Here is a 23,764-nt window from a genome sequence, read left to right on the forward strand (position 1 = left end):
CCACCGACGACGGCCGGACACGCCTCCGCATGCGCGGACTGGGGTTGTTCGGGTATGTACCACGCCCCCGGCGTGCGCCCATACTTGCGGCGTACCGACCACACGGGGGAGGCACCAGTTGGGGCAGCTGATTCGCACCCGGGACGGCCGGACTCTTGCTGTGGAGCATCAGGGAAATCCACAGGGCAGGCCGGTCTTTCTCTTGCACGGCACTCCGGGCAGCCGACTGGGTCAGGCTCCGCGCAGCGGACTGCTGTACCGGATGGGGGTGCGTCTGATCACCTTCGACCGTCCCGGGTACGGCGGGTCGGACCGATTACCGGGACGGCGGGTGGCCAATGCCGCGGACGATGTCGAGACGATCGCCGACGAGCTGGGGCTCGATGAGTTCGCCGTCGTAGGGCGCTCCGGCGGCGCGCCGCACGCTCTGGCCTGCGCGGCTCTGCTGCCCAAGCGCGCGACACGTACGGCCGCGCTCGTCGGGCTGGCTCCACGTGACGCCCAGGGCCTCGACTGGTTCGAGGGCATGACCGAGTCCAATGTCCGGGAGTACATCAACGCGGCAGCCGGCCTGGGACAACTGGCCGCCGCGCTGCGGTTCCGCGCGACGGCGATCCGGGCGGACCCGGCCGGCTGGGTCGCCGACATGCTCCGTGTGCTGCCGGAGTCCGACCGCGGGATCGTCGCCGACGTCGGAATACAGTCCATGCTCGTGCGCAACTTCAGGGAAGCGCTGCGCAGTTCGGCCGACGGCTGGGTCGACGACATCATGGCGTTCAGTACGGACTGGGAGTTCCGCCCCGAGGACATCAGAGCGCAGGTGCTGCTCTGGCACGGCGAGGACGATGTCTTCGCCCCGGTGCAGCACACGCGGTGGCTGGCCGAGCGGATTCCCGGCGCGCAGCTGGCGGTGAAGCGCGGTGCGGCCCACTTCGGTGCGCTGCAGGTGCTCACGCGCGTACTGAGCTGGGCCACCTCGTGAGCCGCCTCAGACCGGCTGCGGTTCGAGGTCGCGGTTGACGCGCCGCCACTCCCGTGCCGCCTCGGTGATCGGATGCTTCACGCCCAGCTGTTTGGTGGCGGACGCCAGCGTCTCCGTACGTAATTGCTGAGCCTCTTCCTCTCTGCCTGCCGAGCGCAGCGTGATCGCGAGATTCGTCCGGCAGGCCAGTACATCCGGGTGCGTCGGCTCGTACCGGTGCAACAGGCCGTCCAGCGCGGCCCGTTCCCAGTGCTCCGCCTTCTCGTACTCCCCCAAGTCACCGTAGGAGTTGGCGAGATTGATCGCGGCGCACAGTGTGAAGGGATGACGCGTGCCCAGCGCCCCCTCCAGCGCCGTGCGGATCACTTCACCCGCTTCCGCCGCCTGAGCCGCGGCGTCGAGACCGCGCTGGTAGATGGTCACGTTGTTGCGGCAGGCCAGGGTGAAGGGATGGTCGTTGCCCAGCGTCTCGCGGTACCCGTCCAGGATTTGCAGGGCGAGGTCGAGGGCCGCCTGTTTGTCTCCGACCGCCGAATAGTCGGCGGCCAGGTTGAGCCCACAGGCAAGGGCGTCGGGCACCTTCGGTCCGTACCGCCCCCGATAGCGCTTGTACGTCTCCTCCGTGATGCGTTTCGCCTCGTGCGGTTCACCGGCCTTGCGGAGGGAGACCGCGAGGCTCTTGGCCGTTCGCAGCACCTCGGGAACATCCGTGTTGAGTACGCGCTCGAACGCGGCAACAACCTCGCGCAGGACCTGTACCGAGGACCGGTACTCACCGGTTTCCCGCAGGTCACGGGCGAGGTGACCCTTGGTTGTGAGGGTGAACGGATGGTCCTCGCCGAGCAGTGCGCTGCGACGCTCCACCGTCTTCTCATCCAGCCTGCGGGCCCTTTCGCTGTCACCGGTGAGCCGGTAGTCGATCGCCAGGTTGTTGGCCGCCATCAGCGTGCGCGGATGGTTCTCGCCGAAGATCTGGCGGAACCCGTAGTAGATCCGCCGGTCACGTTCCAGCGCGTCGTCGAACCGCCCCAGGCCGCGCAGATCGGCGGCCAGGCTGCCGGTGGTGATCAGAATGCTGGGATGGTCGTCATGCGGGTGGTCCTCATGGAGCACGTGGATCTGGCGGGCGAGGGTGTCCTCGTCCATGTCGTGGGCCTCGTGGTACTTCCCCTGTGCCCGCAGGGCGTTGGCCAGCTCGAAGCGCATGTTCAGGGTCTGGAGGTCGTTCTCGCCCAGCTCACGGGACCAGGTCTCGTTGAGCTGCGAGCCCAGGACCCGCGCGCCCTCGAGTTCACCGCGCTTGAGCAGATAGCGGACGCGGTCGACCATCAGCTGCCGTACGTTCTCCTCGTCGCAGTCGGCGATGCCCGACGGATCGAGGTGGGGCCAGATCAGCTCGAAACTCGGCCAGCTCTTGGGGTCGTTGACCGGATTGTCGCGGTCCGCCCTCTCCGCCGGCCGGGCCTCGGCGAGAACGCGATGCACCTCGTGCTTCGCCTTTTCCTGTTCCGCCGGCGAGAGTCCGGCCCGGACCGCTGCCTGTACCAGCCGGTGGACCTGGATTCTGCTGTCCACCGGGTCCTGGTCCACCTTGGCCAGCGCGAAGCGGTTCAGGGTCTCGATGACCTTGCCCAGCATGTACCTTTCCCGCAGGTCGGGGTCGTACGGCAGCAGCGACTGGAGCATCGAGTCACTGCCGATCAGCTGCATGGATATCGGCTCCGCGGAGAAGAACGAGCACAGTTCGAGCAGCCGAACCGCCGCTTTGGACTCCTCGCGCAGCCGCGCGATCGAAATGTTCCAGGTCGCGCCGATCCGCAGGGAGTAGTCCTCGGGCTTGCCCAGTGAGAGGACCTTGGTGCTCTGCTCCTTCAGCTGCTCCACATAGGAGTCCACCGGAGTGGCTGTCTCGGCGAGCCAGGCAGCCGCCACTTCCACCGCAAGGGGGAGGTCACCGACAGCCTCGGCGACCCGGTCGGCATCCCGGGAGGGCAGCTTCGACACCCGGCGGCACAGATGCTCGACGCTCTCGGGGCGGGTGAAGACCTCGACTTCCATCGGTTCCAGCCGCGTCGATCGCGGTTTGTTGCGGCAGGTGGCCAGGACATGGCCGTAGACGCCCTGGGACACGGGGCCGGTCTCCTCGGGGAGCAGCTTCAGCGCACCGTCGAGATCCTCCACATTGTCGAAGATCAATAACCAGCGGGAGTACGGTTCGCCCCTGCGCAGCGCCTGCACGGCGGCCTCGGCCGCCTCGGCGACCACGTCACCGGCCCTCAGACCGAGCTCCGCGGCCAGCTCCGCGAGTGAGGACACCACACGGTCGGGCTGTTCCGCCTCCACCCACCACACCAGGTCGTAGTCGGCCCGGAAGCGGTGCGCGTACTCGCGGGCCACTTGCGTCTTGCCAACACCCCCCAGTCCGTACAGGACTTGGGGGAAGCGCTGGCCGGAGCGGGTGTCGCCGCGCAGCTGGTCGCGCAGCCGGTCAAGGACGGAGGCACGGCCGGTGAACCAGGAATGGCGGGGCCGCAGATTCCACACCTTGGGTACGGACCCGGGGTAGCGCACTCCCGCTGCCGCGGCCGGCCGGGACAGGGCGGCTCTCTCCCCCCGGTCCAGCGCGGACAGCAGCGTGGTCGCCGCATCCTCCTCGTCGAGCCGCACCAGATCGACACCCCGGATGCTGATGGGCAGATTGCGGCGTACGTCACCGACTCGAACCGGGACCAACTGACGCCGACTGACGGAGGAATCGAGACTGGTGGACGACTCCCACAGGTTCCCGTCCGGCTGCGCGTCGAGAAAGGCCTGCGAGACCACGGCGAGCACGCTGTATGCCCCCGCCGACCCGAATTCCGCTTCGACACCGGCCAGTCGTCCCGAACGGACATCCACCGGTGCCACGCTGTATCCGCTGCGGCTGAGCACCGATTCGAGCCAGTCGGCCCACAGTTGGTCCTCGGCCACATAGGGCAGCACCACATTGGACTGCGGAACAGGCGGTCGCCGCGTATAGGACTTCACATGCGCGCGCCGTTCCGCCTCGTCGATCGGTGGCAGCGTACTCACCAGCCCATCGGTGAGCACGGAGGTGAGCCGCTCACAGGCGGTGAGCATCGAACTGGAAATGTTCGGAGCGTCACCGAACGTCGCGAGGATTTCCTCATACGCGTAGAAGGGTCGGTACGGAACCTCGACCGATCCCCAGTAATTGGCGAGTTCGTCCCTGCTCAGCCCGGCAGGAAGCCCGGGGAAGCTCTCCCTGGCCAGTGCGCGACCGGCGTCGGCCTTCTCCTTCTCGCCGTCGTCTATCCGCATCGGAACCGGCAGAATGCGGATGTTCTTGTCGTGGTACCGCTCCGCGATGTCGCGGGCCACTTCTGACGCGCCGTTGATGCTCTGGTCGCTCAGGGTGAAGCAGACCACCAGAACCTGCGGCATCTGGACCGTACAGATATCGGCGATATCGCTGAGTCCGGTCCTGCTGTCGATCAAGGTGTAGTCGTAGTGACGGCGCATGTCCGCACGCATCGCGTCGAAGAACTGACCGCCTCCGAAACGCTCGTAGAAATCGTCCCAGTCCATTCTTCCGACGGTCGCCGAATAGTCGCGATTGCGCCTGCCCGCGGAGAGGAAGTCCAGGCTGCCACCTTGCGGAAAGGCCCAGTCGAGGGAGGTCGCGTGCGGCCTGACCCGCGCGTAGTCGCGGTGCCAGTCGTGTTCACGCTGCGCGGGCCGCCGGGCCTCCTCCTGGTACTCGGTGATCAGATTGATCAGACCGGGAGTGGCTTCCAGGACGGGGAGATCGAGAAAAGGGTGGAAGAAGCGGTGCAGGCCCGGCGCTTCCAGGTCCCAGTCGACGGCCAGCACACGATAGCCGTTCGCCGCCAGAATCCAGGCGACGTTGGCCAGCGCCATGGTGCGGCCCGTGCCGCCCTTGTACGAGTAGAAGGTGACTATGGTCCCTTCGCGGTTCCCTGTCATCACGACCCCTCCTCCTTGTCGGCGTTGCCTTTTGGCTGTTCCGTGTCATGAGCGGGTGATGCGGGAACTGCCGCTCCGTAGCCGATCCCGGACGGAAGCACCCGTGGGATCGGAGCGCTGGGTCCCGGTGGCGGATAGGTCCGCGCATGGGCCGCGTAATGCTTGTCCGCCGATTTCACGGCGCCCGGCAACTCCTGGCTGAACGCCTCCAGCGTGGGGAGTCCGCCACTCGACGACCGATGTCCGCCGCTCGCTTCGGGCCGCGGAGCCAGAGACTCCTCCGTGGCCGCACTCAACTCCGCCTCCCGCTCCCGCGATTCGGGGTCCTCCCGATTCCAGGGGACCATGACGCTGATCCACGGCCGGTCCTCGGCGCACAGCCGCCGCACCAGGTCCCTGCGGTGCGGGGCGTCGAGCGCCCAGCGGTCCAGCAGCAGAAGGCTCGGCGCCTGCGGCGGCCCCGGAGCCAGCAGGCGCTCCGCCTCGGTCTCGAAATCCCCGACGCTCACCCGGTAGTCCAGATTTCTGACGAGATCGACGGCGTGGTCGGCGATCGGTCGGGAGGATTTGGGATGGTACGGATTCCAGTCGCGCGGGCGCGGGCCGTAACAGTCGGATCCGCGGTCCGGAGGAAGACTGGACCGGGAACAGGCGAGGACCGACACCTCCATCTCCCGTGGATGACCGGGCGGTCCGAACGCGCTGGGCATCGATCCGTAGTCCTGGCGGGGATCGCCCTCGGATATCTGTGTCTGCTCCGCCACGCTCACGATGCGCTTCGCGAGGAGATAGACCGCGCGCTCGTACTGGTCCCGTAAGTATCTGAGCTTGATCAGCCCATAGAACCCCTCGTCGGCATAATCCTCCCCGAATGTCGCATGGTTGAACTGCAGCCGCTCCGCCGGATGCGGCAGCTGCTTCGCCGGAACCGGAACCCACAGCGCCGGAACGATCCCGGTCACCGGGCTGCTGTTGTTGCGCGCCTGATGGTGTGCCGCGCGTTTGGAGAAGACAAACCATTCACGGCCGCACTGTTCACTCAGAAAGTAGCGCGGCGAATAGAGCGGCACGAAGACCCTGCAGTAGGCCAGAGCCTCCGACAGGCGCTCCTGCCAGCCTTCCCCCGGCTGCATCTGCTGATCCAGGAACCCGGCGGACGCCCCCGCCGGAAGCGAGGTGAGCTGGCGCACGTGATCGCACAGATCGCTGTGCAGCCTCTTCACCCAGATGTTGGGGTCTTTGTCCTTCGGATGATTCTTCGGTGTGTGTGCATAGCTGAGGAAGAAGTATGGCTCTGATCCATCTCCCCCCGCCCCCATGGCTCCAAGCAACAACGTCTCCCCCGGTCCATGTCGATGGATCCCTCAGTGTAGAAACGCCGATTACTCAGCGGAACAGCGCGAACACGCCTCCCGCGTTTCCCCTCAGTCGATCGCGTGAAGCCTGCTCGTCATCCCCGCCACAAATCGCTCGCCAAGGGGCGTCAGCGCATCTGATCCGGCCAGCTCCTCGACAGCCTTGGCGGCCTGTCTCCGCCGGTCGGCGCACTGCGCCTGCGCCGTGCGCGCGGACTCGCCCTCTGCCGTAAGCCCCCGTACGCGCCAGAAGTCCGCCACCGCGAGCTGCGCGTACGCCTCCTGCATCAGGCCGACGAGGGGCCCCGCGCAGAGATCGTGACGGTCCAGTACCGCACCCAGCTTCATCTGCTGGAACTCACGGATGATCAGGAGTGCCAGCAGGTCCGGCGAGCCGGGCCTGACCGCCCCCACCGCTCCGAAGGCTTCTCTGGAAGCGGCGCCGACATCGCCCCCGTCCGAAGAGTGCAGCGGGGTGATCGCTCGCAGACCGGCCGCCAAGCCCGGTCCGTACAACGGCAGTTGACGCTGGACCAATGACCAGGCCTCGGTCAGGTCCTCCGCCCACATCTTCGCCTCACCGGCGGACAGGCGCTGAGCCACGGGCCACTCATAGGCGTCTCGCAGCGGGTCGGTGTCCTCCAACGCCACGGTCCAGCCGGGAAGTTCGACCAGTCGCACGGGCTGCCAGTACGGAGTGAGTCCGTCCACACCCTCCTCCCAGGCGATTCGCAGCATCCTGCCCGCCGCCCGTACGGAGAAGCCCTCGACGTCCATGGCCACCTCCGCGTGGCCGGAATCGTGTCCGAGAGTCACCGCGCCGATGCCCGGCAGCCGCAGCAGTCCGTCGCTCACCGGGACGACGACGGTGACCTCGCTCCGCGCCCTCATCGCACTGGCCGCCGCGAGTTCGGCGAGACCGGCCGTGATGGTCCCCGACCCCCAGCCCTTCAGGACGCGCAGCGCCCAGGGACGCGTATACGGGTGAGCCAGTACCGCGTCCACCGCGTGTGGGGCGTCCTGGTCCAGTTGCCGCAGCAGCTCCGATGCCGCCGCAGCAGCCCTGTCGCCGACCGGGGCACACTCGCTCACGGCGGCCAGCAGTTCCCGGTTGAGGTCGAGTTGGGCGGACGCCAGGCGCCCCACAGTGTCCGCACCGCCGAATCCCGTGGCCAGTTCGTCGAGGTCGTCGGCTTCCCCCGATCGCAGGGGCCCGGCCGGCTGTGCCGCCGCGGCGGCTTCCCTGTCGCGGATGCTCGTGATCAGTGCCATCAGATCGGGGCAGAAGACCGAGGGATTGTCGAATCCGCTTCCGGTCCGGTAGCGGTGGGCGTAGAGGCCACCGCCGCAGGAACTGACCACCGGGCAGGCGCGGCACTGATCGCTGAGCTGCTCAACTCCCAGCTGACGGGCGAGCATTCCGGGATGCTCAAGCACCTCGTCCAAGGAGTTCGCGAAGACGTCCATGCCCGTGACAGGTGCGCCGTCATAGGCAGTCTTGAGACTGTCGGCCTGCTCGAAGGTGCCGTCGGTCTCGATGACCACAAGATCCGCGGGTGCCAGTCCCAGCGACTCGGTCAGGCTGCTCTCACCGCGCAGCGTGCGCAGTACGGAGTCGAAGATCCGCACGGGGACCGGCCGCCCGGTTCCGTCCCAGCGCCGGTAGATGGCTCCGAGCCAGTCCGCGTAGGGCGTCGCCGAGGCCCCCGGCCGCGGGGGCGGCACGTCCCAGGTCGCGTGGGGCAGAAGGAAGTCGATGCGCGGGGGACGCAGGGCGACCAGGGCGTCGTACACCGCGAGGGGGTCGTTCTCGACATCGATCGTGCACAGCAGTCCCGCGAACAGCCGCCGGTACGCAGGCCGGTTGAGGAGATCCACGGCCCGCAGCACCTGCGGATGGCTGCTGCGGCCGTCGGCATAGCGCCGATGGCGGTCGTTGGATGCCTTGTCACCGTCGAGCGATACGCCGACTTTGATGGCCAGTTCGGCAAAGAGATCACAGAAGCGCTCGTTGAGCAGCACTCCGTTGGTGTGAATGCGCAGATCCAGGGCGCACACCCCGTCCAATGCGCCGTACAGCTCCTCGGCGGCCTTCCTTAATCGGATGGGCCCGGCCAGCAGCGGCTCTCCGCCGTGCAGCACGACCTGGACCAGCGAAAGCCGGTGGGCCCTGGCATGCTCGGCGATACGTGCCGCCGTCTTTTCCATGGCCTTTTCGGCCATTGCCCTGGGCCGACCACGCCAGCTCGAGTCCGCGTGCTCGTAGACATAGCAGTGATCACACGCGAGATCACAACGGCTGTGCACCTTGAGCACGAACTGACTCAATGACGGGAGTGGCCGGTCCACGGCTCGGCTCCTTTCAGTCACTCAGATCGAGGACTGAAAGGCTGCACCCAACGGACGAGACCCGTCACTGGTCGACAACAGCCGACGGACGGACGCGGGCAGGTCCCCACCAGCGTGGCCAACGGCCTGTTTGACCAGCGGCTCCCGATGGGTAACCTGCTGACGGGGTGCGGCCTCGGGCCTGCCGACCGCGGAGACAAGGGCAGTGTCCATTGAGCGCCTTTCAGTATGGATGGCTCATGGAACGCAGGAATGCGTACCAGTGAGACTATTGTGAAGCAATACCGCTTATTCGGACATTTCGCGCAACACGTGTCCCCCCTCGGCGCCAACGAATTCCCAGCGCTTTGGTTGTCGATTGCCCGACCAGGCCAGCCATACGGGCGACACGCGCGGGCGCGCGTACCAGAGTAAAAGGCAGCCGCCCGCCTCCGCCATGGCCTGGGCTACTCAAGACATCTCGATTCCGAGACGTTCGACGACCACCGCGCCCGGCAGCTCCGCGAACGCCTTCCCCGGCACGATCAGCTTCCCGCGCCGGCGTCCGCTCCCGATGAGCACCCACTCCGTGTCGACCACCGATGAGTCGACCAGCAGCGGCCATTCGGCGGGCAGCCCGATGGGTGTGATGCCGCCGTACTCCATCCCCGTCTCGCCGACCGCCGTGTCCATCGTGGCGAACGACGCCTTGCGGGCGCCCAGTTGTTTGCGGACGACCCCGTTCACATCGACCCGCGTACTGGACAGGACCACACACGCCGCGAGCGTCGACTCGCCGCCGCGCTTGCCCGAGACGACCACGCAGTTCGCCGACTGTTCGAGCAGCTCCCGCCCGTAGTGCTCGACGAAGGCGGCGGTGTCCGCGATCTCCGGGTCGGTGTCGACGTAGATCAGCTGCTGGACGGGGATGTCGCCGTGCCACGCCCGCACGGCGTCGGCCACGGGCTCGGTGAGCAGTTCGAGGCAGTCGGCGGCGGGCCGTGCGTCGTCGAAAGTGCCGATGGGAGCGCGCATTGGGCCACGCTAACAGCCGCTCCCACACTGGCGGTTGAGCTTCTCAACGCGCGGGCGGGATCGAGACGGCCATGGTCATCTCCACCGGCTCGTCCCCCTCGTTGCGATAGGCGTGCGGAGCGTTCGCCTCGAAGGTGGCGGAGGTGCCCGCCGATACGGCGTGGGGCTCGCCGTCGACGACGAGGGTGAGCTCGCCGGCGGTGACGTGGAGCAGCTCGACAGTGCCGTCCGGGTGCGGGTCGGACTCGCTTGTGTCGCCGGGCATCAGCTTCCAGCCCCAGAGTTCGAGGGGACCGTTCCCCTCGGTGCCGACCAGCAGGGTCGTGTAGCTGCCGGTCGCTGTGGACCACATACGGACGGCCTGTTCCGGGGGTACGAGGCGGACCTGCGGGCCCTGCTCGTAGTCGAGGAGCGTGGTGATGCTGACGCCGAGGGCGTCCGCGAGCTTCACCGTGGTCCCGACACTCGGATTCGTACGTGCCTGCTCGATCTGGATGATCATGCCCCGGCTGACCCCCGCCCGGGCGGCGAGGGCATCGAGCGTGAACCCCCGCTCGCCGCGCCAGCGCTTGAGATTGCGGGCGAGCGACTGAGTGAGCTGATCGAGGTCCGACACATTCCGTCCAACTTGTCCGGCCGTCCAATATTCTGGATGACAGAGTTCAATACATTGCACTACGGTGTGGTGCACTCAAACGTTCACTGCACTGTACTGCGAGGCCCGCCATGACCGCACTGTTCGCCCTGGCCACCAGCCTCCTGTGGGGTCTGGCCGACTTCGGCGGCGGACTGCTGACACGGCGTATGCCGGCCCTCACGGTCGTCGTCGCCTCGCAGGCGATCGCGGTGGTGGTACTCGGCGCGGTCGTCATCGCCACCGGCGGCTGGACGGAGGCCGGACCGCAGCTCTGGTACGCCGTCGCGGCCGGTGCCGTCGGCCCCGTGGCGATGCTCGCCTTCTACAAGGCGCTCGCCCTCGGCCCGATGGGTGTGGTCTCCCCGCTCGGCTCACTGGGCGTCGCCGTGCCCGTCGGCATCGGTCTGATCCTCGGCGAGCGGCCAGGGCTGCTGCAGTTCGCCGGAATCGCCGTCGCCGTGGCCGGAATCGTGCTGGCGGGCGGACCCCAGCTGCGCGGTGCGCCGGTGCAGCGTCAGGCCATCCTGCTGACCCTCCTCGCCGCCTTCGGCTTCGGCGCGGTGATGGCCCTGATCTCCGAGGCCTCGACCACGATCACCGGCCTGTTCCTCGCCCTGTTCGTGCAGCGCGTCACCAATGTGACGGTCGGCGGCGCAGCCCTGCTCGTATCGGTGAAGCGCGGAGCACGGGCCCTCCCCGAGGACGGCGGGATGCGGATCGTATGGGCCTCGATCCCGGCGCTCGCCTTCGTCGGCCTCGCCGACGTCGCGGCCAACGGCACCTACTCCATCGCCGCGCAGCTGGGCCCCGTCACCGTCGCCGCCGTACTCGCCAACCTCTACCCGGTGGTGACGGTCCTCGCCGCGCTCCTGCTGCTCAAGGAACGGCTGCGTGCGGTCCAGGCGACGGGCGCGGGGCTCGCGCTGGTGGGCACGGTCCTGCTGGCCACGGGCTGATCGCCGCACCTGCCGTCAGCTCTCCTCCAGCTCCGCGAGCGCCAGCAGCTGCTCGGAAGTGATGCCTTCCGGGATCGGCACGGGAGCGGGCGTGCGCAGCGGGGGCTGCCAGCCGCGGACCGGGTCCCAGCTGCGTACGACCCGGGCGGGGGCACCGGCGACCACCGAGTGGTCGGGGACCTCGCCGCGTACGACAGCGCCCGCCGCGACCACCACATTGCGGCCGAGCCGCGCGCCGGGAAGGATCACCGCACCCGTGCCCAGCCAGCAGCCGGGGCCGATCTCGACCGGCTCGGTGCGGGGCCACTGCTTGCCGACCGGCTCATGGGGGTCGTCGTAGCTGTGGTTGGTCGAGGTGATGTAGACATAGGGCCCGCAGTACGTGTCCGAGCCGATGGTCACCCGGGTGTCGGCGATGACATGGCTGCCGCGGCCCAGGACGACACCGTCGCCGAGCGTCAGAATGGGGTCGGCGCCCAGGTCGAGACCGGGCATCATCCCCGCTGTGAGCGTGACCTGTTCGGCGATGATGCAGTGGTCTCCGAGCTCGATCCAGGCCTCGCCGAAGACGGTGCCCTGCGGGAAGGCGAGCCGGGTGCCGGAGCCGAGCCGGCGAAAGCGCAGTGGCCCGGGGTGCTCCGCCGTGACTGCGCCTGTGTCCTGCACCCAGCGCCAGCCGCGCTGGACGGCGCGCGTGAGGACGCGCCGCCGCCAGGCGGCGAGCGATGAGAACGTGTTTCTGTTCCGGGGCACGCGCACACGGTAGTCGGCCCGCCCGGCCTGATCACGGCCGTACGCTGTGATGTTCGCCCCACGCCGCGTCACACAAGGATATTGATCACCCGTCAGGGACGACAGGCCGTGCCCGGGGCCGGACCCCCCTGTCTGGACGAGGCGGCCACCGCGGTGGGGACGTGGCCCGCGCTCGCCCCGGCCTTCCGGCATCCCGGGCACAGCACCGAAGCGGGCACTCTGCCTGCCGCGACGGGAAACGGCAACGGTGCGTTCCGCATTTCGGTGCCTGGAAGCTATGCCGCAGGCCGACGAGCGCCTATCCGTGAACGCGATCTACGGATACGCAAATAAATCAGACCGGGCGGCTGTTCCGTGACCGGCTGAGCTGCTGCCGGGACTGCGATTCGAGCTTCCGGCGGGCCCGGGAGACATGCTGCTCCACGGTACGCGGCGACAGATGCAGCGTAGCGGCGATCTCACGGTTGGTGAGCCCCGCGGAGGCCAGGTCCACGACCTCCTGCTCACGCGGGGAGAGCTGGTCCCCATAGCTCGGGCGCCCGCGGGGGCGCTGCTCGGCGGCGGGCTGATGGGCACGGAGCGTCGCCCGTACGCGTGCCGCGTCCCAGCCCGCCCCCAGGTCGGTCAGTTGCTGGACACACAGGGCCAGCTCCTCGACGGCAGCGGCGGCTTCGGTGCCCCGGCCCGCCGCCTCCAGCACGCACTGCGCGGCGGCCTCGTTGGTGAGGATGGCCGCGTAAGGGCGGGGCATCTCGGTGTACATGGCCGCCGCTTCACGGAAGTGGGGCGCCGCCCGGGCAGGTTCGCCCGCCGTCTCCAGCAGGACGCCGCGACACCACTGGAGTGCGGCCGCGGCCGCCGGTACGAGATTGCCCTTCAGGCCCGCCTCGAACTCGGTGACCATGTCCGAGGCGAGCTGCGCCCTGCCCGCGCGTGCGGTCGCCTCGACGGCCCAGGGCGCGAGCTCCGAAGCCCACACCCAGACACCTTTGTCACGCAGTCGGTCCCAGGCGTCGGCCGCCTCGGAGGCCGCGGTGTCGATGTCGCCGCGGGCGATGGCGGTACGCACCAGCGCACCGGCGGCCGCGGCCACGTGCGGCAGCGGTGAGCCGACGGGCAGCGGATGCCCGTCGCCCGACAGCCAGGCCGCCATCTGCTGCCACTCCCCCTGGGCCAGGGCGAGCATGCCGAGGACTATCCGGGCGTCGGCCGCCGGCCCTGGCATGACGCCCGTCTCGGCGACGAAGGCCCGCGCCCGGCCGGCCAGCCCCTCCCACCGGCCGTTGATCCAGTCCAGCAGGAGGACGCTGCCCCGCCCGTCCTGCTCGACGTACGAGGCTCCGCTGCGGGCCGCCAGATCCAGCCCCTCTTCCAGCAGGTCCCCCACCCGCTGCAGATGTCCCAGCCACAGGGAGGCGTCCGCCGCGTTCACCAGCCCGCGCGCCACGTGCGGGAGCCGGTCGGGGTGATCGGTCTCCTCGCGCAGCCGCTCCAGCACGTCCCAGGCCGTGGGGTCCCCGATCTCCAGCTGTACGGCGATGCAGTTGGCAGCGACAGCCGTGCGCACTTCGGGGTCGTCGCTGCGGGCCGCCATCTTCTGGACCTTCTCCAGCCAGTGCAGATTGCGTTCCAGCGGGACCGCGGACATCACGGGCATGGCGAGCGCCGACATGGCGCGTGCCGCGAGGGCCGGGCGTTCCGCCAGCTCGTCGGCCGCCTGCTCCAGTTCGACCCAGCCCTGCAGGCCCATACCGGCCTGGTTGTACAGGACGAGTCCCAGGTCGAGCCTGATCTGACCGCGTACGGCCGGGGGCAGGGACTGGTCGTCGAGGATCTGGCGCAGCACCTGAACGGTCTGGTCGGTGTGCAGCCCCAGCACCGCGCTGTGGGCCAGCAGCGGCGCGAGCCTGGCACGCACCTCGCGCGGGACCGACGGGTGGGACAGGGCATGTTCCAGCAGGTCCATCGCCGTCTGGTGCTCACCGGCCTCGGCACACTGCTGCGCGGCCCGCTCGACCGCCTTCAGCCAGCCGCGCAGCCGGCCGCCGCGGTACCGGTGGGTGGCGAGCCGGGCCCACGGCACGGGGTGGCGGCGGGCGAGGACGGCGGCCGCCCGGCGGTGCATGTCCCGGCGCAACGGCCCGGGGAGTTCCTCGTAGACGGCCGTGCCGGCGAGCGGAGAGGGGAATCCGTACAGATCACTGCCGGTCTGCTGGAGCACGGCTCCGCGCAGGGCGGCCATCAGGGCCTCGCGGCCGGTCTCGGCGGGCAGCGCGGCGACCGCGTACAGGTCCTCGGCGCTGCCGGGCTCGTCCAGTACCGCCGCCGCGTGAGGGACGGCCCGGTGTTCCGGTGACAGCGCGGCCAGGCGGCCGAGGACCAGTTCGGCCAGCCGTACGGGAGTGCCCGTGGCGTCCACGTCCCGTGCGGTGTAGCGCTCCTTCGGGCCGCACACGTCCTCCAGCTGGCGCACCAGGTCGACGACGACCTGCGGGACTCCCCCGGAGCGCTCGTGGATGCGGGCGACCAGTTCCGGCGGGCAGCTCTCGGGGCCCAGCCGCTCCTCGACCAGCCGTCGCACCTCCTCGGCGTCCAGTGGTTCCCGTCGAATGCGCAGCAGGGACAGCCGGGCCGGGTAGCTCACGGGTCTGCCCAGCAGCAGACCGGGTTCGGCCAGCTCCTCGGGCCGGTAGACCAGCACGGCCGCGAGACCGGCGGGCGGCCGTTCGAGCAGCCGCCGCAGCAGGTCCTGGCTGCCCGCGTCGGCGCGGTGCACGTCTTCGGCGATCAGCAGTACCGGGCCGCCGGATTCGAGCAGGGGCGCCAGTTCCTCGGCAAGCGCGGCGGCATCCGGATAGATCCGCGGCGGCAACGGGGGCTGTTCGATGCGGGTGCGCCCGGTGGTCCGGTCGTTGCCCGTCTCGGGGCGGGGCGGCTGGGCCGGGTGATGTACCAGTGCGGTGCCGGAAGCGGTGAAGGTCAGGACGACGCGCGGTCGTGGTCCCGCCTCGGAGGCGTCGAGCAGCCGGTCGACCAGTCGGCTCTTGCCGGTTCCTGCTTTTCCTTCGATCAACAGCAGGGCGGGCTGGCGGGTGGGACGGTCGAGGGTCTGTTTCAGCCACCTTTCCCAGGCTTCGTCACCGAGTGTGTTCACCAGCTCACCCTCCTCGACATTTCCGGGCATTTCATTTCTTTAGGTATCCGTACTTCAGTCTCCCCAATTGCGCCGACTGTGCGCTGCCCACGAGGTTAGACCCAGCGCCCGGGCACCACCTGGGCAAAAGGAGCCGACAGTGATCGCATCAGCAGAGGAGTCCCCCCACCGTCCGCCTTCCGGCCGGATGCCGTATGGCGGAATTTCGGGACTGGCCCAGTGTGCGATGTCGGCGACGCCGGAAGCCGCGCGCACGCTGAGGCACTTCGCCCGCGCCGTCGCGCAGCGGTGGCGACTGCACGACGACTTCCACGAGGCACTTGCGGTGATCGTCACCGAGCTGGTCAGCAATGTGGTGCTGCACAGCGGCAGCCCGTGGGTCGCAGTGGCCATCAGGGTCCGCGGGAACACCCTGACGACCGAGGTCAGGGACGGCGGGAGCTGGAAGCACCGCTCAGTACGGCGGCAGGAGCCGCTGGACGCCCACGCCGACCTCGGTCATGGTCTCCGGCTCGTCGACGCGTTCGCGACACGGACCACCACGCGCAGGCTGGAAGCCGGCAGCGTGGTGGCGGCCGAGATTGTCATGCCCGCCTCTTCCGGCGGACCCCCGGTGTAGCGGCCTGCGGCCGCGTCGAGCGGACGGGAACCCGGCGGGGCTTCAGCCGGTTTCCGTCGCCTCGCGATGTCCCTTGGCCAGCAGCAGATACATCGAAGCGTTGAGCTTGATGCCCTCCCGCTCCTCCTCGGTCAGCTCACGCTTGACCCTGGCGGGCACGCCCGAAACGAGCGAGCCGGGCGGTACCCGCATCCCCTGCGGTACGAGCGCCTGCGCGGCGATCAGCGAACCGGCGCCGATGTGCGCGCCGTTGAGGACCGTCGCGCCCATGCCGACCAGTACGTCGTCCTCGACCGTGCAGCCGTGCAGCACGGCATTGTGGCCGACGGATACGCGCTCGCCGACAGTGACGGGGAAGCCGGGGTCGACATGGACCGTGCAGTTGTCCTGGATGTTGGTGTCGGCGCCCAGGACGATCGGGCCGCAGTCCGCGCGCAGCACCGTGTGGTACCAGACGCTGGAGCCCGGAGCCATGGTGACCTCGCCGATCACGACGGACGTGGGAGCGGTGAAGGCCTCGGGCGCGATGCTCGGCTTCTTGCCGCCCACTGCCGCGATCAGTGCCTGACCTGCCGCCATCGCCGTCTCTCCTCGGTTCTTCTCGTCAGTCCTTCGCGGATTGCGGGTCAGTCGGAGGCGGGCACGGGCTCCGGCTCGGTCTTCGCCTGCGCGGCCGCCTTCTTGGCACGGTTCTTGAGCACCAGCATCGAGGTGAGGCCGATCAGCACGGCGAGGACGAGCCCCAGCCAGGAGAACCGCTTGAGCCATGCCTCGGCAACGACACCTACGGAGTAGATGACGGCGGTCGTGCCGCCCGCCCAGAGGATTCCGCCGAAGACGTTGGCGATGAGGAACTTCCAGTACGGCATGCGCAGCACGCCCGCGAGCGGCCCGGCGAAGATACGCAGCAGGGCGACGAAGCGGCCGAAGAAGACGGCCCACATGCCCCACTTCTCGAAGGACCGCTCGGCCATGGCGATCTGCGCCTCACCGAAGTGCTTGGGGAACTTCCCGCCCAGCCAGGCCAGCAGAGGCCTGCCGCCCTTGCGCCCGATGGCATAGCCGATCGAGTCGCCGATGATCGCGCCGGCCGAGGCGCAGGCGCCGAGGATGTACGGATTGATCTCGCCGTGCTGCGAGGCGAGCAGGGCGGAACTGACGAGGACGATCTCGCCCGGCAGAGGAATGCCGAGGCTCTCAAGGCCGATGACCACCCCCACCAGGAGGTAGATGCTGACCGCAGGGACGGTCTCGAGCCACTCCTGGACGTGCAACGCCGGTTCCTCCCGAGGTCACCGGGCATGGGCTGCCCGGCGTGCGCCCGCGTCGGCGCACGCCGGGCAGCCTACCTCGGGCGCTCAGGCTGTGCGCTCACGCGGTGTGCCCGGCCGACGTGCTCGGCCGGTGTGCTCAGGCGTTGGGGCGCAGCGTCCACACGACCGTCATCTCGCCGGTCACCGCGCCGTCCGCGCGCTGGATGGCGATCTCGACGGGGAACTCCGGGCGCTCCCCCGCGTCCAGTTCGGCGACGACGTCGGCGATCGGGCGGCCGAGCGTGGCGGTCGCGGTGACGACGCCCATCGCCAGCTTCTTGTAGCCGATTTCCGCCTTGACGGCGAGCGGTACGGCACGAGTCAGCTGGTCACCGAAGGCCGCGAGGACGATGGCACCGCTCGCCGTCTCGGCCAGCGTGAACATCGCTCCGGCGTGCGGTCCGCCGACGTGGTTGTGGAAGTCGCTCTGGTCCGGCATGCGGACGACGGCCCGCTCGGCGGTGGTCTCCAGGAACTCCAGGTTGAGGGTCCGGGCCATGGGGACCGTGGCGGCGAGCATCTCGCCGACTGACATCTGATCAGCGCTCATGGACCGCGATGTTACCCGTGGGTAGCAGTCTTGGCCATCCCCTGGCGGGGGCGGACGTGGCACCCGTGGCACCGCACCTCTATCGTTACTCGCCATGTGGCCAGGACAGCAGCCGCCCGGGGGCGAGCAGAACCCGCAGGACCAGAACCCGTACCAGCAGCCGGGGTACCAACAGCCGAATCCCTATCAGCAGCCGGGACACCAGCAACCGGGACACCAGCAACCGGGTTACCAGCAGCCCAATCCGTACCAGCAGCCGACGGTGCCGCAGTACGCGGTGCCCGGCCAGCCGCCCGGTGCGCCGCAGCCGCCGCAGGACGACAAGAAGAAGACGACCATCGTCGCGATCGTCGCCGCCACGGCGGTCGTCGCGGCCGCGGTCGTCACCGGCGTCATCGTGCTCAAGGACGACGACAAGAGCACCAAGGACGAGGGCAGCAAGGTGGGCGCCTCGAAGACGCCCACGGCCAACAAGCCCAGCACGGTGCCCGCTTCACCGACCGAAAACCCGCGCGGGGGCGAGGACGCCAAGCCGGTCATCGCGGGCTGGAAGGTCGTCACCAACCCCAAGCGCGGCACCCAGTTCGACGTCCCGCCCACCTGGGAGGTCGCCGGCTCCGGCGTGAGCACCTTCTTCGAGGACGAGAAGAAGAACGACGGCTCGCCCGTCGTCGTCATGTCGGCCCCGGCCCACTACAAGTCCAAGTGGTGCACGTTCGACACCGACAAGGACGGCAAGCCCGAGCAGTGGGGCCTGAGCACGACCGGCACCAAGGGCGGCAAGGGCGCGACCGACACCGCCACCGGCGCCTACAACGAGGCGGGGAACTGGGTCTGGGCGGGTTATGCGCAGAAGGAGCCCAAGGGCACGGTCAAGATCACCAAGGCCAAGCCGTACACCACCAAGTCCGGGCTCGTCGGCAGCGTCGCCACTGCCACCGCGCTCGGCGTGAAGAAGACCAACAAGTGCAGCACCGACGGCAAGTCGATCGCGTTCACCTTCAAGAACAGCAAGGGTGACTTCGTGAGCTGGGTCCTGTACGCCAACACCGGCGTCAAGGACGAGGTTCCGGACGCGACCATCGCGCAGATCCTGAGCACGGTCCGGCTGGCGGGAACGCCCACCGACTAATTCGTACGGCAATGCGGCCGGCAGCGGGTCCCGAGGTGGCCTTTTCAGCCACCTCGGGCACGTGCCCGAGCTGCGGGGGCAGAGGTCGGCATCAGGCCGGCCCTGCCCGGCCGGCTCAGCCGATGCTGAAAGCGCCGTCGGGCGGCTCGGGTGACGCCACCGCGTCCGCGTCCCGTACGACCCTCGCGTCCCCGATGAACCGGGTCAGCGATGAGCCGTGCTCCAGCCGCGCCGGAAAGGCGTCGGCGGAGGTGCGGCGGGCGAGGAGCGCCGTGTCGATGGGGGTCTGCGAGGCGAGCAGCAACGCGTTGCCGAAGCGCCGCCCCCGCAGTACCGAAGGTTCCGCGATCAGCGCGAGCTCGGTGAACACCGAGGCGAATGTGGCGAGTTGGGAGCGCAGGAAAGCGAAGGGCGCGCCGTCGGCCAGATTGGCGCCGTAGATTCCACCGGACCGCAGGACGCGTTCGGCGGCACGCGCGTACTCGACCGAGGTGAGATGGGCGGGTACCCGCGAGCCGCCGAAGACATCGCCGATCAGCATGTCCACGGAGTCTGCGGGAGCCGCCTCGACCCAGGCGCGGGCATCGGCGCCGTGCACCTGGATCCCCGATCGCGCGGGCAGCGGCAACTGCTCGGCGACCAGAGCCAGCAGTCCGCGGTCCGCCTCCACGACGTCCTGGCGCGAGCCCGGCCGGGTCGCGGCCACGTAGCGCGGCAGGGTCAGCGCCCCGCCGCCCAGATGCAGCACGTCGAGAGGTGCGCCCTCGTCCGCGGCGCAGTCGACGACATGACCGAGGCGCCGCGCGTACTCGAACTCCAGGTGGGTGGGCGCGTCCAGGTCGACATACGACTGGGGCGCACCGTCCACCGTCAGCAGCCAGGCCCGGTCCCGGTCGATGTCCGGCATCAGCTTGGCGGTGCCGCGGTCAACCTCGCGGATGACGGGTAGCTGCTCGTTCACCGTCTCATTGTGCCCACACCGCGGCGACGGCCTTGACGTGCGCGGCGGCCTGGGCCAGCCCGGCGCGGGCTGCGGGCGCACGCAGTGCCGGGTCCAGGCGGCCACGGCCGATGGCCTTCCTGGCGGCGGGGTCCGGGGTGATGACCTCGACGCGGGCGCCCGCCGCGGCGAGCTGTGCGGCCTGGGCGCGGGGCGAGGCGATCGCCTTGGTGCCGGAGGCGATGGGCGCGAGGACGACCACCCGCTCGTAACCGGCGGCGAGATGGGCATTGGCCGTGGTGTGCACTCCCCCGTCGATCCACCTGCGGCCGTCGATGGTGACCGGAGGCCAGACACCGGGGACCGCGCAGCTGGCCGCGACGGCGTCCACGAGCGGTACGCCGCTGTCCCTGTCGTACGTCTTCAACGCGCCCGTGAGCGCGTCGACGGCGGTGACGAGCAGGCGCCGCTCCGGCCATGTGTGTGAGAGGAGCCGCCGGGCGATCACCTCGCGGCGGGACGCCTCGTCTCCGTTGTCGCGGGCGAGCGCCATCCTGCCGAGCTTCCGTCCGCACTCCTCGGGTGTACGTGACGTGAGGATCGCCCGTGTGTACGTCAGCGTCATCGCAAGCCCGAAGCGGGCGGCGCTCTCGCCCTCGGGCGGGGCGAGCTGGCGCTCGTACAACTCGGCCGGGTCCAGCCTGCCGGATGCGACCTGGGCGGCGACGACCGCGCCGGCGGAGCTGCCGACGAGGAGGTCGGCGGTGGTCAGATCCACGCCCGCGCGGGCGAGTCCGTGGAGGATGCCGATCTCCCAGCCCACACCGGTGATTCCGCCGGCGCCGAGTACAACTGCCGTGTCAGCCATGGGAGTCAGTCTGCCCCGACCGCGTCCGGCGGGGGTACGGGACGCGGGGGCTGACACCCCCACGCCCCCACCGCCCGCTTCGCCGCGCGGCTCGCGCCAAGCCGCGCGGCGAAACCGACCGAACCCCGCCGCGCCACCACCCGCCGAACCGGCGACACCCTGCCGCCCGGCGCAACCGGCGTGGCGCGCCCCGCAGTCACACCAGTTCCGTCACCGTCCCCGCGCCCACCGTGCGGCCGCCCTCGCGGATGGCGAAGCCGAGGCCCGGCTCCAGTGGGATGTCGCGGCCCAGCTCCACGGTCATCGTGACCGTGTCGCCGGGCCGGGCGACCGCCGCCTCGCCGAGGTCGACGTCGCCGACGACGTCCGCCGTCCGGATGTAGAACTGCGGCCGGTAGCCGGTGGAGACCGGTGTCGTACGGCCGCCCTCGCGGGTGGACAGCACGTACACCTGCGCCGTGAAGCGCCGACTCGGCACGACGCTGCCCGGCGCCGCCACCACATGGCCGCGCCGGACCGCGTCACGCGCCATGCCGCGCAGCAGCAGGGCGACGTTGTCACCGGCCTCCGCGGACTCCATCGGCTTGCCGAAGGTCTCCAGTCCCGTGACGACCGTCTCGGTGTCCGCGCCGAGGACCTGGACGCGGTCGCCGACGCGGACCGTGCCCCGCTCGACGGCGCCGGTGACGACCGTGCCGCGCCCGGTGATGGTGAGCACGTTCTCCACCGGGAGCAGGAACGGCGCGTCCGTGTACCTGACGGGCATCGGCACATACGTGTCGACGGCGTCGAGCAGCGCATCGACGGCGGCCGTCCAGCGCGGGTCGCCCTCCAGCGCCCTCAGCCCGGAGACCCGTACCACCGGCGCGGCGTCCCCGCCGTACCCATGGGCCGTCAGCAGCTCGCGGACCTCCAGCTCCACCAGGTCGGTGAGCTCGTCGTCGCCCGCGTCCGCCTTGTTGAGGGCGACGACGATGTGGTCCACGCCGACCTGGCGGGCGAGCAGGACGTGCTCGGCGGTCTGCGGCATGACCCCGTCGAGCGCCGAGACGACGAGGATCGCCCCGTCCAGTTGCGCGGCTCCGGTGACCATGTTCTTGACGTAGTCGGCATGGCCCGGCATGTCCACGTGCGCGTAGTGCCTGGTGTCGGTCTCGTACTCGACGTGCGCGATGTTGATGGTGATGCCGCGCTGCGCCTCCTCGGGCGCCCGGTCGATCCGGTCGAACGGCACGAAGGTGCCGGTCCCGCGCTCGCTGAGGACCTTGGTGATGGCGGCGGTGAGTGTGGTCTTGCCGTGGTCGACGTGGCCCATGGTGCCGATGTTGAGGTGCGGCTTGGTGCGCACGTATGCCGTCTTGGGCATGGCTGTTTCCTCGGTTTCCTCGGAACTCGAAGCGTGATGGGACCCCTGGGCCTTGCCGACCCTCCCCCTGCGGGGTCCGCCGGACGATCCGGGAAGGGTCAGCTTCGGGCGCCGTCGAGGGGCGCTGCGGCAGCGGCGGCTGCGGCCGCTGCGGGGAATGCGGCAGCCTTCGGCGCGTCCGCGACTGCGGACGGCGCTGCGAGGAAGGCGTACCGGAACATGTCGACGATGATCGCTCAGGGCGCTTCGCCGCGTCGAATGGTTTTCCCCGCGCGGGAGTTGTGCGGGAGCCGCGCGGATGTTGTACGTGAGCTCAGCAGCTCACAGGTTCTTCAGAGCCTCGCGTACGGACAGCGGCGCGAGCCGGTCCCGGTACCGCTCGACGAAGTCGCGTACCCCGTCGGCATCGGTCTTGGCGTACTCGCGCAGGCACCAGCCGATCGCCTTGCGGATGAAGAAGTCGGGGTGGTCGGCACGGCGCAGGCAGTAGGCGAAGAGCCGTTCCGTGTCGGTCGCGGCCTTGTAGCGGAGCTGATGGAGCAGCGCGGTGCGCGCGACCCACAGGTCGTCGTCCTCGATCCAGCTGTCCATGACGGACTTCAGCGCGGGATCGGCGCTCACGAGCGGTCCGGCGACATGTGCGGCGAGCGCGTCGACGGTGTCCCACCAGGAGACGGTGACGACGAGATGGCGTACGACCGGCAGCAAGCCGGAGGAGCAGCGCTTCACATGGCGGCGCAGGTAGTCGACGGCGAAGTAGTGGTACTCGCGCTCGGGCAGCCCCCAGCAGCGCAGGGCGATCGCCGTGCAGTCGGCCTCGTCGGGGACGGCGGTGCCGTCCAGAACGGTGCGGGAGAGCTCGCGGCGGGTGCCGGTGTAGAGCCCGAGGAAGGGCGCGATGCCCTTCATGTACGCGGCGGCCGACTCGGCCCTGACCGCATCGGCGCCGGTCGGGTAGACGGTGGTGAGGCGCGCAAGGACGGTGTCGGCGAGCTCGCTGTGCGGGACGGCGGGCGGGTGGACCGGGGTCATGCGGCTCACATTACGGCGATCACATCCCCTGTCGGTTAGTCTCCCCGGATGCTCGACCCCGTCCCCCAGCCCACTTCGGGTCTCGCCGTGCGCTGCACGAGGGCGCTGCTCTCGCCGTGGTCGCGGCTGTCGCTGCTCGTGGCGATGCTGGCCGCCGCCGCGGTGACGGTGGTGTTGTACGAGCCGCAGCGGCTGCTCTCGGCCGGCTGGCCGCCGCAGCTGAGCGGGGCTGCCGCGGTGGTGCTGTTCGGCGTCGCGTACGGGGCGTGCACCGCGGCCTTCGTGCCGCGCCCGCTGCTGAATCTGGCGGCGGGCGCGCTCTTCGGCTCGCAGGCCGGGTTCGTCTCGGCGCTCGCCGGGACGGTGCTGGGTGCGGGTATCTCGTTCACCCTGGGGCGACTGCTCGGGCAGGACGCTCTGCGGCCGCTGCTGCGGGGGCGCTGGCTGAAGGCGGCCGACGCCCAGCTGAGCAGGCACGGCTTCCGCTCGATGCTGGCTGTGCGGCTCTTCCCCGGCGTGCCCTTCGCGGCGGCGAACTACTGCGCCGCCGTCTCCCGTATGCGCTATGTCCCTTTTCTGCTGGCGACGGCGATCGGCTCGATCCCGAACACGGCGGCGTATGTGGTCGCGGGCAGCCGGGCGGGCTCGCCGACGTCCCCGGCGTTCCTGATCGCGATGGGCTTCATCGTGGTGACGGGGCTGGCCGCGGCCTGGGTCGCCTGGCGCAAGCGGCACCGGCTCCGGGGGCGTTAGACCG

20 protein-coding genes are annotated in these 23,764 nt (G+C 69.8%); 5 read left to right on the forward strand and 15 right to left on the reverse strand.

The window, feature by feature from the left end:
* The first annotated feature begins 118 nt into the window (after positions 1 to 118).
* On the forward strand, positions 119 to 982 hold the full coding sequence (locus tag OG741_RS06750) for an alpha/beta fold hydrolase (protein WP_405595908.1): 864 nt from the start codon (positions 119 to 121) through the stop codon (positions 980 to 982).
* A 6-nt stretch (positions 983 to 988) separates the two neighbouring features.
* On the opposite strand, the gene fxsT is transcribed toward OG741_RS06750, so the two are convergent.
* From fxsT to OG741_RS06775, 5 genes are all read right to left on the reverse strand, one after another.
* Positions 989 to 4,969: an FxSxx-COOH system tetratricopeptide repeat protein gene (fxsT, locus tag OG741_RS06755; protein WP_405595909.1), complete on the reverse strand. Its 3,981-nt coding sequence runs from the start codon at positions 4,967 to 4,969 to the stop codon at positions 989 to 991.
* Positions 4,969 to 6,288: a TIR-like protein FxsC gene (locus OG741_RS06760; RefSeq protein ID WP_405595910.1), complete on the reverse strand. Its 1,320-nt coding sequence runs from the start codon at positions 6,286 to 6,288 to the stop codon at positions 4,969 to 4,971. The genes fxsT and OG741_RS06760 overlap by 1 nt, the downstream gene beginning before the upstream one ends.
* A 105-nt stretch (positions 6,289 to 6,393) precedes the next feature.
* Complete coding sequence (locus tag OG741_RS06765) at positions 6,394 to 8,673, reverse strand: FxsB family cyclophane-forming radical SAM/SPASM peptide maturase (protein WP_405595911.1); 2,280 nt, start codon at positions 8,671 to 8,673, stop codon at positions 6,394 to 6,396.
* Between the two features lie 450 nt (positions 8,674 to 9,123).
* Positions 9,124 to 9,687: a YbaK/EbsC family protein gene (locus OG741_RS06770; RefSeq protein WP_405595912.1), complete on the reverse strand. Its 564-nt coding sequence runs from the start codon at positions 9,685 to 9,687 to the stop codon at positions 9,124 to 9,126.
* A gap of 43 nt (positions 9,688 to 9,730) precedes the next feature.
* Positions 9,731 to 10,303 (reverse strand): helix-turn-helix domain-containing protein, encoded by a 573-nt coding sequence (locus OG741_RS06775; protein ID WP_405595913.1) that lies wholly within the window; start codon positions 10,301 to 10,303, stop codon positions 9,731 to 9,733.
* A 110-nt stretch (positions 10,304 to 10,413) separates the two neighbouring features.
* Here OG741_RS06775 and OG741_RS06780 point away from each other — a divergent pair, with 110 nt between their 5' ends.
* Entirely contained in the window at positions 10,414 to 11,280 is an 867-nt protein-coding gene (locus OG741_RS06780) for an EamA family transporter (RefSeq protein ID WP_405595914.1), read from the forward strand.
* 15 nt (positions 11,281 to 11,295) lie between these two features.
* Here the strand turns inward: OG741_RS06780 and OG741_RS06785 are convergent, their stop codons facing one another.
* Positions 11,296 to 12,033, reverse strand: coding sequence for an acyltransferase (locus OG741_RS06785; protein WP_405595915.1), 738 nt, complete (start codon positions 12,031 to 12,033; stop codon positions 11,296 to 11,298).
* Positions 12,034 to 12,367: 334 nt separating this feature from the next.
* Positions 12,368 to 15,217 carry a LuxR C-terminal-related transcriptional regulator gene (locus OG741_RS06790; protein ID WP_405595916.1) on the reverse strand — a complete coding sequence of 950 codons (2,850 nt, stop codon included), beginning with the start codon at positions 15,215 to 15,217 and terminating at the stop codon, positions 12,368 to 12,370.
* A 109-nt stretch (positions 15,218 to 15,326) separates the two neighbouring features.
* Between OG741_RS06790 and OG741_RS06795 the strand changes: the two genes are divergently transcribed.
* Complete coding sequence (locus tag OG741_RS06795) at positions 15,327 to 15,806, forward strand: ATP-binding protein (protein ID WP_266488372.1); 480 nt, start codon at positions 15,327 to 15,329, stop codon at positions 15,804 to 15,806.
* Positions 15,807 to 15,848: 42 nt separating this feature from the next.
* Here the strand turns inward: OG741_RS06795 and OG741_RS06800 are convergent, their stop codons facing one another.
* From OG741_RS06800 to OG741_RS06810, 3 genes are all read right to left on the reverse strand, one after another.
* Positions 15,849 to 16,385 (reverse strand): gamma carbonic anhydrase family protein, encoded by a 537-nt coding sequence (locus OG741_RS06800; protein ID WP_405595917.1) that lies wholly within the window; start codon positions 16,383 to 16,385, stop codon positions 15,849 to 15,851.
* Between the two features lie 47 nt (positions 16,386 to 16,432).
* Positions 16,433 to 17,080: a DedA family protein gene (locus OG741_RS06805; RefSeq protein WP_405595918.1), complete on the reverse strand. Its 648-nt coding sequence runs from the start codon at positions 17,078 to 17,080 to the stop codon at positions 16,433 to 16,435.
* Positions 17,081 to 17,216: 136 nt separating this feature from the next.
* A complete protein-coding gene (locus OG741_RS06810) occupies positions 17,217 to 17,654 on the reverse strand; it encodes a DUF4442 domain-containing protein (protein WP_405605432.1) in 438 nt (145 codons plus the stop codon).
* A gap of 109 nt (positions 17,655 to 17,763) precedes the next feature.
* On the opposite strand from OG741_RS06810, the gene OG741_RS06815 reads away from it, so the two are divergent.
* Positions 17,764 to 18,801, forward strand: a complete 1,038-nt coding sequence (locus tag OG741_RS06815) for a hypothetical protein (protein WP_405595919.1) — start codon at positions 17,764 to 17,766, stop codon at positions 18,799 to 18,801.
* Between the two features lie 115 nt (positions 18,802 to 18,916).
* Here the strand turns inward: OG741_RS06815 and OG741_RS06820 are convergent, their stop codons facing one another.
* The 5 genes from OG741_RS06820 to OG741_RS06840 all read right to left on the reverse strand — a co-directional run bounded on the left by OG741_RS06820 (position 18,917) and on the right by OG741_RS06840 (position 23,007).
* Positions 18,917 to 19,762, reverse strand: a complete 846-nt coding sequence (locus tag OG741_RS06820) for a spermidine synthase (RefSeq protein WP_405595920.1) — start codon at positions 19,760 to 19,762, stop codon at positions 18,917 to 18,919.
* Positions 19,763 to 19,766: 4 nt separating this feature from the next.
* On the reverse strand, positions 19,767 to 20,609 hold the full coding sequence (locus OG741_RS06825) for a patatin-like phospholipase family protein (protein WP_405595921.1): 843 nt from the start codon (positions 20,607 to 20,609) through the stop codon (positions 19,767 to 19,769).
* A 196-nt stretch (positions 20,610 to 20,805) separates the two neighbouring features.
* On the reverse strand, positions 20,806 to 21,975 hold the full coding sequence (gene tuf, locus OG741_RS06830) for an elongation factor Tu (RefSeq protein ID WP_324983622.1): 1,170 nt from the start codon (positions 21,973 to 21,975) through the stop codon (positions 20,806 to 20,808).
* A 98-nt stretch (positions 21,976 to 22,073) separates the two neighbouring features.
* Complete coding sequence (locus tag OG741_RS06835) at positions 22,074 to 22,196, reverse strand: hypothetical protein (protein ID WP_324983621.1); 123 nt, start codon at positions 22,194 to 22,196, stop codon at positions 22,074 to 22,076.
* A gap of 100 nt (positions 22,197 to 22,296) precedes the next feature.
* The gene (locus OG741_RS06840) at positions 22,297 to 23,007 is read right to left on the reverse strand and encodes a DNA alkylation repair protein (protein ID WP_405595922.1); all 711 of its coding nucleotides are present in this window, start codon (positions 23,005 to 23,007) and stop codon (positions 22,297 to 22,299) included.
* Positions 23,008 to 23,055: 48 nt separating this feature from the next.
* Between OG741_RS06840 and OG741_RS06845 the strand changes: the two genes are divergently transcribed.
* Positions 23,056 to 23,760 (forward strand): TVP38/TMEM64 family protein, encoded by a 705-nt coding sequence (locus OG741_RS06845; protein ID WP_405595923.1) that lies wholly within the window; start codon positions 23,056 to 23,058, stop codon positions 23,758 to 23,760.
* The last annotated feature ends 4 nt before the right edge of the window (positions 23,761 to 23,764 follow it).

Source organism: Streptomyces sp. NBC_01410 (assembly GCF_045040195.1).
Lineage (GTDB): Bacteria > Actinomycetota > Actinomycetes > Streptomycetales > Streptomycetaceae > Streptomyces.

Bases quoted from the DNA above. Each gene is read 5' to 3' on its own strand.
- fxsT (WP_405595909.1), bottom strand. From the start codon at position 4,969: ATGACAGGGAACCGCGAAGGGACCATAGTCACCTTCTACTCGTACAAG.
- OG741_RS06760 (WP_405595910.1), bottom strand. From the start codon at position 6,288: ATGGGGGCGGGGGGAGATGGATCAGAGCCATACTTCTTCCTCAGCTAT.
- OG741_RS06770 (WP_405595912.1), bottom strand. From the start codon at position 9,687: ATGCGCGCTCCCATCGGCACTTTCGACGACGCACGGCCCGCCGCCGAC.
- OG741_RS06780 (WP_405595914.1), top strand. From the start codon at position 10,414: ATGACCGCACTGTTCGCCCTGGCCACCAGCCTCCTGTGGGGTCTGGCC.
- OG741_RS06790 (WP_405595916.1), bottom strand. From the start codon at position 15,217: ATGCCCGGAAATGTCGAGGAGGGTGAGCTGGTGAACACACTCGGTGAC.
- OG741_RS06800 (WP_405595917.1), bottom strand. From the start codon at position 16,385: ATGGCGGCAGGTCAGGCACTGATCGCGGCAGTGGGCGGCAAGAAGCCG.
- OG741_RS06810 (WP_405605432.1), bottom strand. From the start codon at position 17,654: ATGTCAGTCGGCGAGATGCTCGCCGCCACGGTCCCCATGGCCCGGACC.
- OG741_RS06815 (WP_405595919.1), top strand. From the start codon at position 17,764: ATGTGGCCAGGACAGCAGCCGCCCGGGGGCGAGCAGAACCCGCAGGAC.
- OG741_RS06825 (WP_405595921.1), bottom strand. From the start codon at position 20,609: ATGGCTGACACGGCAGTTGTACTCGGCGCCGGCGGAATCACCGGTGTG.
- tuf (WP_324983622.1), bottom strand. From the start codon at position 21,975: ATGCCCAAGACGGCATACGTGCGCACCAAGCCGCACCTCAACATCGGC.
- OG741_RS06835 (WP_324983621.1), bottom strand. From the start codon at position 22,196: ATGTTCCGGTACGCCTTCCTCGCAGCGCCGTCCGCAGTCGCGGACGCG.
- OG741_RS06840 (WP_405595922.1), bottom strand. From the start codon at position 23,007: ATGACCCCGGTCCACCCGCCCGCCGTCCCGCACAGCGAGCTCGCCGAC.
- OG741_RS06845 (WP_405595923.1), top strand. From the start codon at position 23,056: ATGCTCGACCCCGTCCCCCAGCCCACTTCGGGTCTCGCCGTGCGCTGC.